Genomic DNA, 12,662 nt, shown 5'->3' with positions numbered 1-12,662 from the left:
AGGAATTGATTTTATGTATAACAGTCTAAAAGGAAAAGTCGCCATCGTCACAGGCGGATCAATGGGAATCGGTGAAGCCATCGTCCGCCGTTATGCGGAAGAAGGCATGCGTGTCGTCATCAACTACCGGAGCCATCCGGAAGAAGCGACTAAAATCGCAGACGCCATCAAGCAAGCCGGTGGTGAAGCCATTACCGTTCAAGGTGATGTGTCAAAAGAAGACGATATGATCAATCTCGTCAAACAGGCGGTCGAGCATTTCGGACAACTCGACGTCTTCGTCAACAATGCTGGTGTCGAAATGCCGTCCCCGTCTCACGAAATGTCACTCGAAGATTGGCAAAAGGTCATCGACGTCAACTTGACCGGTGCTTTCCTCGGAGCACGTGAAGCACTCAAATACTTCGTCGAACACAACGTCAAAGGAAACATCATCAACATGTCGAGTGTTCATGAAATCATCCCTTGGCCGACATTCGTTCATTACGCTGCCAGTAAAGGCGGCGTCAAACTGATGACCCAGACACTGGCGATGGAGTATGCTCCAAAAGGGATTCGCATCAATGCGATTGGTCCCGGTGCCATCAATACACCAATCAACGCCGAAAAATTCGAAGACCCGAAACAACGGGCAGATGTCGAAAGTATGATTCCCATGGGAAACATCGGCAAACCGGAAGAAATTTCAGCGGTCGCCGCATGGCTTGCCTCTGACGAAGCGAGTTATGTCACAGGCATCACGCTGTTCGCAGACGGCGGCATGACACTTTATCCATCATTCCAAGCTGGACGCGGGTAACCCCCGCGTTTCTGCTCTATCAAGGGAGGAACCCCTCATGTCGAATTTTTTTACGCTGTTAAGGCGCGGAAATAAATCCGCCCTCGCTGCCGCCCTCGTCAACACCATTATTGCCATTATAAAATTCGTCGCTTACATCTTAACCGGGAACATCGCCATGTTTGCGGAAATGATGCATACGATCGGTGACGCAGCCAACCAGTTTTTCGTGTACATCGGATCAGCTTTAAGTAAAAAAGCACCGACCAAACGGTTTCCGAACGGCTTCGGTCGCCTCGTCAACCTTGTCTTGCTCGCAGCGATTCTCGTCGTCGCAATCCTTGCCTATGAAACCATCCGCGAAGGGATTTTGCATATTCTGCATGCCCCGGGAGATAAGACAAGTGGTCTGTGGATCATTTTGACTGCCCTCGGAATCGGTGTCGTCCTTGAAGTGGGTGTCTTCTATAAAGCGATGATTGAAGTCGGTCATGAAACCGGTCTGAAATCACGTGGTCTGACATTAGTCGGTCAAAGTTTTGCGAACTTGTCGCAAGCAAAACCTGCGACCCGTCTCGTCTTTATGGAAGATTTAGTAGCGACGCTTGGCGGTATCATCGCCATCATCGCGGTCTTGATTTCCCATTATACGTCGTTTTATCAAGCGGAGGGTATTGCTTCGATTCTCATCGGTCTGATGATGTTTTATGTCGTCTATAACGTCTTTATCCAAAATGCGGCCGGTGCCCTTGGCGAGATTGATGAAGTCTTGACGGCAAAAATCGGCGAAATCCTGATGCGCGATCCAGATGTGCGGGATATCGAAAAGCTGGAAGTCATCAAAGAAGGCGATCACTTCCATGTTGAAATCGAACTCGAAGTCGATCCGGGACTGACGATTGCTCAAGCAGACGATATTAAAGACCGTCTCGAGTTGCAAATCCGTATTCTCAAAGGCATCACCGATGTGACGATTGCCTTTGATGAAGATGATAAGATTCAACAGTATCAACCCCCGACGCAACCTTGATCACAACAGTAGCGTACATGTCAAAGAGGTACCTCCGATTTTTTCGGCAGGTACCTCTTTTGTGATGAACGTTTAATTGGCAGCCCGGATAAATCCTGCTTCTTTTGCTTCCTGTTCGCTGCAAAATATCTCTTCCGGATTCACTTCCTCGTATGAGCGTCCCCCTTCGACGTGATAGATTTTTTTCCCTTGACGGTTGATGTTGCCTTTGATGTTTTGACAGTCATCCGTTTGCTTCACCGGCTTCTCGGTCAGGACGGAAGCATCAAATCCACGCTCAGTCGCATAACCGGTCGTCTCCCAAACGCCGATCTTCTTCTTTTTTGCTTCTGCTTCAATCTCTTGAAACGTCTCGACGTAACGCGTATCCGGTTCATAGATATAGGCGACACGCGCCATCCCCTGTCGAAGCAATTCCTGGTTGATCATCTTTCCGTCTGCCCAGACATACGCGAGCAGCCGTCCGTATCGATCTGTTTTCGATTGATCCCGTTCAATCAGGACATCACTGCCGGCAGGCAAGGCGTCTTTCGTAAAACGTGAAGCTTCCGGTCCATACGGTTGAACCGGTTTTTCCGGATTAACCGTTTCTGGTGTATCAACCAACAGCAGGCGGACATCTTCTGTCTGACCATTTTCCAGTCGGACTTTGACCGTATCGCCATCGATGACACGTTCGACGGTCGCTTGTGTCACCTTCTCCTCATCCGGCTGTTGAATCCCGGTCTGTGCATCCGGTTCCGGGTCAAGTGCACAGCCGGTTATGAACATAACGCCGATTATGAATAACATATAACTAATCCATCTTTTCATCTGAAAGTTCCTCTCCTATCCGATGACGAATCATGAAAAAAACGCCGACATGAGACACGTCGACGCTTTATTTCCTCAATTGATCCGGCAATCCGTCGTACAGCTGACGGGAATGACCCGATTTTTAGCGACGCGGTCATAGATTACTGCACCGACTCCGAGACGAATCGATAACGAGACAAACGGATACGCCGGTCGTAGAAACGGCAACGTCTTTGTCAGTAAACGAATACCATGAATCCCGGCATACCGGACACCTTGTTCGGTTTCGACATGCATCCGCTCGAGTAAAGCCGGCTGTTCAAACGTCCGGACTTGCCGTGCATCGATGAACGTCAACTGATCAAACCGATCCAGCTGTTCCAAGAACCGCTTGGATTTCTGACAAAGCGGACACCAGCCGTCAAAATAAACCGTCAACGTTCTCATTCGGCAGCCAGCACTTTTTCCACGTCCGTTTTGTTCGTATACAACGTATAGAAGGCTTCAGCCACGTTCTTCGGATCAAGCGCCGTTCCGCGTTTGACTTCACCCGCAATTGTGACCGTACCAACGTAGACGTTGTCATCTTTTAACGTGTCATGCAGCATATGCGTCAACTGACGCACGCCGGCTTTCCCGATTGAGAGGCCCGGCAGTGATTTGATGGCGTGAAGAGCGGCACCACCACCTGTGATGAGGATTGCTCCTTCTTTACGCGCAACCATATCCGGTGCAACGATTTGTGCGGCATGTAACGCCCCGAGCACATCGATTTCGAATTCTTTTGTAATCTGTTCTGCCGACACCTCAAGGACCGATGCCTGATGTAAAATCGAAGCGTTGTAGACGAGGACATCGATTTGCCCGTACTGATCTTTTGTCCATTCGACAAGCGATTCCAGATCCGTCCGGCGTGACGCATCACATTCGACGCCAACGGCTTCAATGCCTTGTTCCTTCAATTCCGTGATGACGGCAGCCAGTGTTTCTTGCGTGCGCGCAGCACAGACAACTTGAAAGCCTTCTTTTCCGAATCGTTTACTGATTTCGGCTCCGTTTCCTGGACCTGCTCCGATGACGATGACTGTTTTCATAATCTGTTCCCCCTTGTTTTTTGCTTCTACTCTATTCCCGGAATCAATTTGATTTACTCAAAAATCGAGTAAAGACGGTCCTTTTTCCTCTTTTTCCTGAGCCACTCCCATGAATCGGGCCAGCATCGGGTCAACTTCCGGCGTTGCCGGCTGGGATGTCGGCATCATGACAGATGCAGTCGTTTGGTCTGTCTGCGGTTGCTCCAATAACAATTCACAGTAGGCTTTCATGGCCGCAATGTGTCCCGTTTGATCGGTGCCGCTTGTCTGTTCAATCTTCGTCATCGTCTGTCGCATTTTTTCGATGACATGCTGTTCTGTAATCATCTTTCTCACCTCGTATGATAAATTGAATGTATTAACCGAAAAGGAAGTGTCCTTATGATCCGTACTGCTTTAGTTGGTTTTGGGCTTGCCGGCGAACATCTGCATGCTCCGTACATCACTGCTCCTGATTATCAGCTCGTTGCCGTCCAATCCAGTCGTCCGGAAGCCGTTGCCGGAAGTTATCCGGATGTGCCGGTTTATTCGTCACTCGAACAGTTATTGGCGTCGGAAACGATTGATCTTGTCGTCATCGCCACACCAAACGCCGAACATTATCCTCTCGCCAACACGGCACTTTTGGCAGGGTGTCACGTCTTGGTCGAAAAGCCCTTTACCGTCACCTTGGCTGAAGCCGAACAGTTGACGGATCTTGCACAAAAACAACAGCGTGTACTGACAGTTTACCATAACCGTCGTTACACAAAAGACTTCCGGACCTTACTCCAACTGGTCGAAGACGGCGAACTCGGACGGGTTCAGACGCTGGAAGCGCATTACGACCGGTATCGTCCGACTGTTCGGGCACGCTGGCGGGAACAAGACGTTCCCGGAGCCGGTCTCCTTTACGATTTGGGGTCACATTTGATCGATCAAGCACTGATGTTGTTTGGCGAGCAGCCCGACCGTGTCTTTTGTGATCAGACGATCCAACGTCCTGATGGTCCGGTCGAAGATTACACGCATCTGATCCTGACCTTCGGAACCCGCCGTGCCATCCTGCACATCGGATCGCTTGTGCCGGCTCCCGGTCCTTCGCTTGCCGTTCACGGAACAAAAGCCAGTTATTTCGTCGATCATGTCGATACGAAACAAGAGACATATACATGGGGCAGACCGGAACAACAGCTCGAAGCCCGTCCCTTCCTTGAATCCGGCTTTAAGAACTATTATCTTGATCTCGCAGCCGCGCTTCGAAACGAGGCACCACTGGCTGTTACGACAGAGCAAGCCCTGCTTGTCATGAAAATCATCGATTGTGCTCAAAAAAGCGTAAAAGAGGGTAAATGGATAGAAGTAGAATAAATTAATCCATTTCAGACGAACAGGGGGAAATATGCATGTTTTCAAGTACGGAACGAACAGCATGGCTAGAAGAGATGGGACAGGAACTGCTCGATGTATTGGTCATTGGCGGCGGAATCACCGGGGCCGGGATTTTACTGGACGCTCAAAGCCGGGGCATGCGGACCGGGTTGATTGAGATGCAGGATTTCGCAGAGGGAACATCAAGCCGTTCGACGAAACTCGTCCACGGCGGCTTACGTTACCTGAAACAATTTGAAATCAAGTTGGTCGCAGAAGTCGGAAAAGAACGGGCAATCGTGTATGAGAACGCCCCGCACGTCACGACACCCGAGTGGATGATGTTGCCACTTGTCGAAGGCGGCACGTTCGGCAGTTTTTCAACGTCAATCGGTTTACGTGTCTATGATCAACTGGCAGGAGTCCGGCGACATGAACGACGGACGATGTTGTCAAAAGAAGAGACGCTTCGTTATGAACCTCTTCTCCGATCGGAACACCTCGTCGGCGGCGGACGTTACGTCGAGTATAAAACGGATGATGCCCGACTGACCGTCGAAGTCTTAAAGGCGGCTGTCGGATACGGTGGACGCGCCGTTAACTACACGAAAGCGGAGTCACTCGTCTACCATAACGGAAAAGTCGTCGGGGTCGAAGTCCAAGACGTCTTAAGCGGTAAGACGTACACGATTCGTGCGAAAAAAATCATCAATGCAACAGGTCCATGGGTGGATGAGTTGCGCGAAAAAGACGGTTCAAAAGCCGGGAAATCACTTCACCTGACAAAAGGGATTCACCTCGTCATCGATCAGGCCCACTTCCCGTTGCAGCAAGCGGTCTACTTTGACGTCGCCGATGGACGCATGATTTTTGCGATTCCACGCGAAGGCAAAACGTACGTCGGAACGACCGACACGAATTACCAAGGGGATATTTTGGAACCCGGTGTCACGGAAGAGGACCGCGACTATATCCTCGACGCGACGAACCAGATGTTTAATGTCGAACTTCGTCCGGAACATGTGGAATCGACCTGGTCCGGATTACGTCCGTTGATTCATGAAGACGGAAAAGACCCGAGCGAATTATCACGGAAAGACGAAATCTTCGTCTCAAAATCCGGATTGATGTCTATCGCCGGCGGTAAATTGACCGGTTACCGGAAGATGGCCGAGCGGATCATCGACATGGTCGCTGATCAGTTCAAAGAGGAAGAAAATCGGATTTATCTGGCATCGCGGACCCACGATATCTTACTCGGTGGTGGCCATCCCGACGGCAGTAAAGGATTTGCCCGTTATTTAAAAGAACAGCAGCCAAAAGGCGAAGCCCTTGGACTGTCGCCGAAAGAAGCAACGTGGTTGATTCAACGCTACGGCACCGACGTCGAACGCGTCTTTGAATTGATTCGTTCGCGCGGCAGCGAAGCCGAACGGTACCAGTTGCCGTTACACTGGTTCGGCGGACTCTTGTACGGACTTGAAGCGGAACTCGTCATGCAACCGGGCGACTTCTTGAACCGCCGCGCTTCTGCCGTCTTCTTTGATTTCCCGAATGCCGAAAAACATGCTGACGGTGTACTCGCCTTGATGCGGAGTGAACTTGGTTGGTCAGCGGAAGAAGAAGCCAAAGCCAATGAAAGTATCAAGCGGGAATTTGATGCTGTTCGAATTAAAAGCTCGATTCCAGCACTCTGATCCACCATTGATGGAATTCTTCTTTGGTTGAAGTCATCACAGAAAAAATGCGACCCCTCTCGGGATCGCATTTTTTTATTTGTCATCCGAAGCTGCAAATTCAGCTGCCGGCATATTTTCTGGAGACAGTTTTGAATTCTTTCGAGCAAACGCGAAGTACAGGACAAGTCCAATCGCAAGCCAGATGAAGAAAGCAATCCACGTCTCAAGTTTCAAGTTGAACATTAAGAAGAGACAAGAAGCAATCGCTGCAATCGGCACGTACGGCATACCTGGACATTTGAATGCCCGTGGGAGATCCGGTTGTGTTTTACGAAGAATCAAGACAGCGACTGAGATCAAGACGAACGCTGCAAGAGTTCCCATGTTAACGAGGTTTGCGATGACATCAAGCGGGACGAATCCTGCAACTGTCGCGCTGCCGAGACCAATCATCCATGTTGCTTTGAACGGTGTTTGGTATTTCGGGTGTACTTCTGAGAAAACTTTCGGGAACATTCCGTCACGTGAGATAGCGAATGCCAAGCGAACCATTCCGTATGTCATAACGATGATGACGGTTGTGATACCGAGGATTGCACCTAAATCGATGAATCCCGCAACCCAGTTTTGACCTGCCATTTGAATCGCGAGTGACACGGGGTGATCGACACCAGCAAACTGTTGGTAAGGAACGATCCCTGTCATGATGGCAGCGACGATGACGTACAGTACTGTACAAACTGCCAACGATCCGATGATCCCACGTGGTAAGTTCTTCTGTGGGTCACGTACTTCCTCTGCCGCTGACGTGACGGCATCAAAGCCGATGTAAGCGAAGAAGACGATGGCTGCTCCTGAGAAGACGCCACCCCAACCAAATGGTGTGAACGGTGCCCAGTTTGTCGGTTCAACATAGCCAACACCAACAACGATGAACAAGACGACGACGGCGAGTTTAATGATAACCATGACATTGTTGACACGTTTTGTTTCCTTTATTCCCATCGATAACAATCCTGTGATTGCAAGTAAGATCAGGAAGGCCGGTAAGTTAAAGAACGTCTTTGCTCCCTCGATCGCACCAGGTGCTGCTGAAATGGCTGTCGGAAGATGAATTCCGAATCCGCCGAGTAAGGATTGGAAGTAACCGGACCACCCTGCCGCAACGGCACTGGAGGCGAGTCCATACTCAAGTATCAAGTTCCAGCCGATGATCCAGGCAAAGATTTCACCCATCGTTGCATACGTATACGTATACACGGATCCACTCACGGGAATCGTCGAAGCGAACTCCGCATAAGCAAGTGCTGCTAACCCACAGGCAATGGCAGATAAAATGAAAGAAACAATAAGACCAGGTCCTGCTGTCAATGCCCCTGTTCCGGTTAGGACGAAAATTCCCGTTCCGATGATGGCGCCAATTCCTAAAAACGTTAAATCCATTGCGCCAAGATTTCGAGCAAGTCCACTGTTACGTTGACTCGCAGCAATCATAGCGGAAACATCTTTTTTCCGCGTCAAACTCATGATGATACTCCCCCTGTTGTGTGTTTAGTTCGTATTACAAAAAATGTTTTGCAATTACTTAAACCAAAATTTACGAATTTTTCAGATAAATTGATATAGGTCATTAGACCCATTTGTAAAATGATGTCCGCTTACATAATTTCCGGTCACTAAAAAAAATTCTTTCCACAGCCTTTTAAACAGGTCTCCAGAAAGAATTTTTTAGATGAAACAATCTTCAAATACAGATATCAAATATAGGCATCACCGATTAGCTAACCAAGTTAAAAACACTTGAAAATCAAGGGTTGTTCGTGCCGCATAGGCACTTGACCAGCGTTGTATTTGCCGGGTGAATTCTGCGTCTGATACCCCAATCGATTCGATGATGACGACGTCCGCATGATGCTTTAAAATATCGACATCAATTCCGGCATCCATGTCTGCCCGCGCATGGATTTTGGCGGTGATTTGACCTTGAATAGAAAGGACGTTTTCGAGGTCTTCTTGGCTTTTGATATGCTTCGCTTTTAATTTCTTTTTGTAAGGTGAACGTTCGCGGAGATAATATTCTTTTCCATTCATCGTCACATATCCAAGATAAGGATCTTCATGCGCCTGCATGGCTTTTTGCGACGTCACGACACGGCGTCCTTGATGGACCGCTTCGACGTCTTCCAAATAGACGGGCAAGAAGAGAGCGGGTACTGGCGATTGCGCTTGTTTCATCTCTAAAATCAAATCCTCATGTTCGCCGCCCTTTCCTTCCACGAGGATGTAATACCGTTCGAGACCAATTGATGCCGTGCCGCTATCCAGTTTATAGACGATATCTTTAATCTCGTAAAATGCATCTTTCTGCCTGTCTTCTTCATCAATTGAAGCGATATAATCCGGCCAAATCGATTCAATGGCGGCATACGTCGCTGCATCGACTTGCTTCATGTCCGGTAAATCGGCAAATTTTCGTTGTCCTTCGACAACAGTGGTCCGTTCCCCTAACAAGTCCGCCTTCTTTTTTTCTGCCTTTTTGATCAGTTTACGAATCGGCCCTTTTGTATTATCGATCGTAAAACACACTTTGCTTGGATTTTTACCTTTGGCATATTGCCGTAAGTCATCTAAGTAATGTTGGACATAGGCGGCGATTGCTGGTTCCGGATCGTATCCCGCTTCCTTCGCAAACAATTGGACGGAGACGGCCATCCGGATCACATCGTACAAATAAGAACCGAGGTACCCTTCATCAAAATCATTGACGTCATAAATGATTTCACCTTTAGCATTCCCATGGACTCCGAAATTTTCAAAATGTAAATCGCCTTGAATCCAAGTCGGCGTCTCACTTGGTGTATCAAATCCCAATGGAATTCGAGTCAAATCGTAATAAAAGAGATGAGAGCTGCCACGGAAAAAAAGAAACGGGCTGGTACTCATCTTTTGATACTTCACTTGTCGTGCTGTTTCATCCAGTCCCCGAATTTCGTGATCGTAAAAATCGAGCACCTTTGCAATCGTTAACTGTCGAATTTCTTCATATACACGTGTGAACATGGAAAACCCTCCTTTTAAAAGTTAGTAAAAAGACAGCAAAACGAATCCGCTTTGCTGTCTACCTGTCTTACTCATTCGAAGTGTTTTTTATATTCCCCATATCCCGCAGTATCAAGCTCTTCTAACGGAATAAAGCGCAGGGCTGCTGAATTGATGCAGTAGCGTAAGCCACCCAACTCTTTTGGACCGTCATCAAAAATATGACCAAGATGACTGTCTGCATTAGCGGAACGGACTTCTGTCCGCGTCATGCCGTGCGTCGTATCGAGTTCGACTTCCATTTTGTCCTCAGAAATCGGTTTTGCGAAACTCGGCCATCCGCAGTTCGAGTTAAACTTATCTTTTGACGTAAAGAGTGGTGTTCCATCGACGATATCGACATAAAGACCTGGTCGTTCCTCATCCCAGTATTCATTGCGGAAAGCGGGCTCTGTACCGTTTTCCTGTGTGACTTTATACTGGATCGGCGTCAAACGTTGTTTTAATTCCTGTTCCTTGCCTTGATCCTTCCACGCTTCTTTGACGAACTTCGCCCGACCGGAGCCGACACTATACATCTGATAGCGGAACGGATTTTTTTTGTAATAATCTTGATGGTACTCTTCAGCCGGCCAGAATGGTTTCGCCGGACGAATGTCGACAGCTACTGGTCGTGAGAAACGACCGGATGCGTCAAGCGCCGCTTTTGAACGTTCAGCTGCTTGTTTTTGTTCTTCATCAACATAAAAAATGGCTGGTTCGTACGATTGACCACGGTCGTTAAACTGCCCGCCACCATCAGTCGGATCGATTTGGCGCCAAAAAATTTCAAGTAATTCCTCATACGTGATGACAGCCGGATCATACGTAACTTCTACGGCTTCTAAATGTCCTGTTGTTTCTGAACAGACCTCTTTATAAGTCGGGTTTTCTGTATGACCACCTGTATAACCGGAAATGACTTGTTCGACACCATCATATTTATGAAATGGCTTGACCATGCACCAAAAACAGCCACCTGCGAATATTGCTTTTGCCATCTAGCTTCCCCTCCTCTGTATATGCCTATTTTAACGCGTTCCGTCCCACTCCCCTACTATCTTGCTCAGTCAATCTTCGGGATTCGCTTTTAAGCGCCGCATGACAAAATAAATCGCGGCAAACACTAAGATCAATCCGCCAAACGAATACCAGATGTTGTTCATGCGATAGAGCATCTGATAGATCGCCAGAGTTACAAGCAAGATGGCAATCGGGATGAATGCCCGTTTAAAGTGATACCAATAATTCACTGTAGTCGCCTCCGTTTTCTTTTATCTTAATCGATTTCTTACTCCTTGATTATGTTTTTCAACATTTTTCTAACAACAATACGACAAAAAAGCCGATCCCGCTCACACATGGGATCGACAATTTGATCATGGACGCGGATGTTCCGGGAACTCCATTTCTGCATAAGGAACAACCGATGTCCGGTTTTTAAATTTATGACCTAACCAGAAGGCAAGGAACAACGGAATACCGACATACGTCGCAGCGATTCCGACCCAATCAATTTGATCCGCGAGGAACGCGGCATAGTTTTGACCAACGATGACTAGGAAACAAAGTCCAAAGGCAAACAGTGGTCCAAACGGGAATGCCGGCGCAACGTACGGCAAGTCGCTTAACGAATGTCCTTGAGCAAGGAATCCTTTACGGAACCGGTAGTGACTGATTGCGATTCCAAGCCACGCGATGAAACCGGTCATACCTGAGGCATTCAACAGCCAGAGGTAGACTTGACCGCCAAACATCGATGTCAGGAAGCAGAGTGCGCCGATGGCTCCGGTTGCGAGCAAGGCATTACGTGGTACACCGTTTTTGGAGACTTTAGCAAACATTTTTGGTGCATCGCCTTGACGTGCCAGTGTGTACAGCATGCGTGTCGAGGCATACATCCCCGAGTTCCCGGCTGATAAGACGGACGTCAAGATGACGGCGTTCATTAAGGCTGCTGAGAACGCGAGTCCGGCTTTTTCAAAGACGAGTGTAAACGGGCTGACGGCTACATCCGTAATATCATTCGACACTAAGTTCGGACTCGTATACGGAATCAACATCCCGATGACAAAAATCGCAAAGACGTAAAACAACAGGATCCGCCAGAAAACTTGTTTGACAGCTTTCGGAACGTTCTTTTTCGGATCTTCCGATTCTCCCGCGGCGATTCCGACGAGTTCGGTTCCTTGGAAGCTGAACCCGGCGACGAGGATAATTCCGATAACGGCAGGAATACCACCGACGAACGGTGCATCACCTAACGCAAAGTTTTTAAAGCCGACCGGCGCTTCCGATGTGAAGACACCAAAAATCATTGCAACACCGACAATCAAGAAAATGATGACGGTAACGACTTTGATCATCGCAAACCAATATTCTGCTTCTCCGAAACCTTTAACGGAGAAGAAATTTAAACCAATCATCAACAATAAGAAAATAGCACTGAAATAGAAACCAGGTACATCCGGGAACCAGTACGTCATGACGATTTGTGCCGCAACGAGTTCAACCGCAATCGTAACCGCCCAGTTGTACCAGTAGTTCCATCCTAAGGCAAAACCGAACGATGGATCGACGAATTTCGCACCATACGTCGAGAACGAACCAGCGACCGGCATGTAAGCTGCCATCTCGCCCAAGCTTGTCATCAGGAAGTACACCATCAGTCCGACGACGGCGTACGATAACAACGCACCGCCCGGACCCGCAGCGGCAACAGATGCACCGGATGCGATGAAGAGTCCGGTTCCGATGGCACCGCCAATCGCAATCATCGACATATGACGGGCTTGCAGGCCACGTTTTAAGCCTTCTTCAGTTGAATCGAGTTTTCTTTGGGGTTGTAGAGTATTCAT

Annotated in this window: 13 protein-coding genes; 4 read left to right on the top strand and 9 right to left on the bottom strand. The window is 48.4% G+C overall.

Translation table 11 applies throughout. The features are described 5' to 3' along the window. Positions 1-13 precede the first annotated feature (13 nt). Positions 14-799 carry a glucose 1-dehydrogenase gene (locus tag KNP87_RS12235; protein WP_026834206.1) on the top strand — a complete coding sequence of 262 codons (786 nt, stop codon included), beginning with the start codon at positions 14-16 and terminating at the stop codon, positions 797-799. Positions 800-836: 37 nt separating this feature from the next. Further along, complete coding sequence (locus tag KNP87_RS12230) at positions 837-1,808, top strand: cation diffusion facilitator family transporter (RefSeq protein WP_214721850.1); 972 nt, start codon at positions 837-839, stop codon at positions 1,806-1,808. Between the two features lie 72 nt (positions 1,809-1,880). On the opposite strand, the gene KNP87_RS12225 is transcribed toward KNP87_RS12230, so the two are convergent. From KNP87_RS12225 to KNP87_RS12210, 4 genes are all read right to left on the bottom strand, one after another. Further along, entirely contained in the window at positions 1,881-2,621 is a 741-nt protein-coding gene (locus KNP87_RS12225) for a thermonuclease family protein (RefSeq protein WP_214721849.1), read from the bottom strand. Positions 2,622-2,696: 75 nt separating this feature from the next. Then, positions 2,697-3,050 (bottom strand): thiol-disulfide oxidoreductase DCC family protein, encoded by a 354-nt coding sequence (locus KNP87_RS12220; RefSeq protein WP_026834209.1) that lies wholly within the window; start codon positions 3,048-3,050, stop codon positions 2,697-2,699. Continuing rightward, a complete protein-coding gene (locus tag KNP87_RS12215) occupies positions 3,047-3,697 on the bottom strand; it encodes an SDR family NAD(P)-dependent oxidoreductase (protein WP_026834210.1) in 651 nt (216 codons plus the stop codon). Before KNP87_RS12215 ends, KNP87_RS12220 begins: the two co-directional genes overlap by 4 nt. A 57-nt stretch (positions 3,698-3,754) precedes the next feature. After that, positions 3,755-4,024: a DUF5327 family protein gene (locus KNP87_RS12210; protein ID WP_214721848.1), complete on the bottom strand. Its 270-nt coding sequence runs from the start codon at positions 4,022-4,024 to the stop codon at positions 3,755-3,757. 54 nt (positions 4,025-4,078) lie between these two features. Between KNP87_RS12210 and KNP87_RS12205 the strand changes: the two genes are divergently transcribed. Then, positions 4,079-5,047, top strand: a complete 969-nt coding sequence (locus KNP87_RS12205; protein ID WP_214721847.1) for a Gfo/Idh/MocA family oxidoreductase — start codon at positions 4,079-4,081, stop codon at positions 5,045-5,047. Positions 5,048-5,082: 35 nt separating this feature from the next. Beyond that, positions 5,083-6,744, top strand: a complete 1,662-nt coding sequence (locus KNP87_RS12200) for a glycerol-3-phosphate dehydrogenase/oxidase (protein WP_214721846.1) — start codon at positions 5,083-5,085, stop codon at positions 6,742-6,744. A gap of 75 nt (positions 6,745-6,819) precedes the next feature. Here the strand turns inward: KNP87_RS12200 and bcaP are convergent, their stop codons facing one another. From bcaP to KNP87_RS12175, 5 genes are all read right to left on the bottom strand, one after another. Next, positions 6,820-8,253, bottom strand: coding sequence for a branched-chain amino acid transporter BcaP (bcaP, locus tag KNP87_RS12195; RefSeq protein WP_214721845.1), 1,434 nt, complete (start codon positions 8,251-8,253; stop codon positions 6,820-6,822). A gap of 243 nt (positions 8,254-8,496) precedes the next feature. Continuing rightward, positions 8,497-9,786 (bottom strand): DUF2252 domain-containing protein, encoded by a 1,290-nt coding sequence (locus KNP87_RS12190; RefSeq protein ID WP_214721844.1) that lies wholly within the window; start codon positions 9,784-9,786, stop codon positions 8,497-8,499. 71 nt (positions 9,787-9,857) lie between these two features. Next, the gene (msrA, locus tag KNP87_RS12185) at positions 9,858-10,805 is read right to left on the bottom strand and encodes a peptide-methionine (S)-S-oxide reductase MsrA (protein ID WP_214721843.1); all 948 of its coding nucleotides are present in this window, start codon (positions 10,803-10,805) and stop codon (positions 9,858-9,860) included. 69 nt (positions 10,806-10,874) lie between these two features. Next, positions 10,875-11,057 (bottom strand): SoxR reducing system RseC family protein, encoded by a 183-nt coding sequence (locus KNP87_RS12180; RefSeq protein WP_214721842.1) that lies wholly within the window; start codon positions 11,055-11,057, stop codon positions 10,875-10,877. A 126-nt stretch (positions 11,058-11,183) separates the two neighbouring features. Further along, positions 11,184-12,662, bottom strand: a complete 1,479-nt coding sequence (locus KNP87_RS12175) for an amino acid permease (RefSeq protein ID WP_214721841.1) — start codon at positions 12,660-12,662, stop codon at positions 11,184-11,186.

This window comes from Exiguobacterium sp. s192, from assembly GCF_018618795.1.
GTDB lineage: Bacteria > Bacillota > Bacilli > Exiguobacteriales > Exiguobacteriaceae > Exiguobacterium_A > Exiguobacterium_A undae.
This window is presented reverse-complemented; position numbering and strand designations above follow the sequence as displayed.

Excerpts from the sequence above, each read along its gene's own strand:
- KNP87_RS12225 (WP_214721849.1), bottom strand. The coding sequence starts at position 2,621 with ATGAAAAGATGGATTAGTTATATGTTATTCATAATCGGCGTTATGTTC.
- KNP87_RS12235 (WP_026834206.1), top strand. The coding sequence starts at position 14 with ATGTATAACAGTCTAAAAGGAAAAGTCGCCATCGTCACAGGCGGATCA.
- KNP87_RS12190 (WP_214721844.1), bottom strand. The coding sequence starts at position 9,786 with ATGTTCACACGTGTATATGAAGAAATTCGACAGTTAACGATTGCAAAG.
- KNP87_RS12200 (WP_214721846.1), top strand. The coding sequence starts at position 5,083 with ATGTTTTCAAGTACGGAACGAACAGCATGGCTAGAAGAGATGGGACAG.
- msrA (WP_214721843.1), bottom strand. The coding sequence starts at position 10,805 with ATGGCAAAAGCAATATTCGCAGGTGGCTGTTTTTGGTGCATGGTCAAG.
- KNP87_RS12175 (WP_214721841.1), bottom strand. The coding sequence starts at position 12,662 with ATGAATACTCTACAACCCCAAAGAAAACTCGATTCAACTGAAGAAGGC.
- KNP87_RS12230 (WP_214721850.1), top strand. The coding sequence starts at position 837 with ATGTCGAATTTTTTTACGCTGTTAAGGCGCGGAAATAAATCCGCCCTC.
- KNP87_RS12215 (WP_026834210.1), bottom strand. The coding sequence starts at position 3,697 with ATGAAAACAGTCATCGTCATCGGAGCAGGTCCAGGAAACGGAGCCGAA.
- bcaP (WP_214721845.1), bottom strand. The coding sequence starts at position 8,253 with ATGAGTTTGACGCGGAAAAAAGATGTTTCCGCTATGATTGCTGCGAGT.
- KNP87_RS12220 (WP_026834209.1), bottom strand. The coding sequence starts at position 3,050 with ATGAGAACGTTGACGGTTTATTTTGACGGCTGGTGTCCGCTTTGTCAG.
- KNP87_RS12210 (WP_214721848.1), bottom strand. The coding sequence starts at position 4,024 with ATGATTACAGAACAGCATGTCATCGAAAAAATGCGACAGACGATGACG.
- KNP87_RS12205 (WP_214721847.1), top strand. The coding sequence starts at position 4,079 with ATGATCCGTACTGCTTTAGTTGGTTTTGGGCTTGCCGGCGAACATCTG.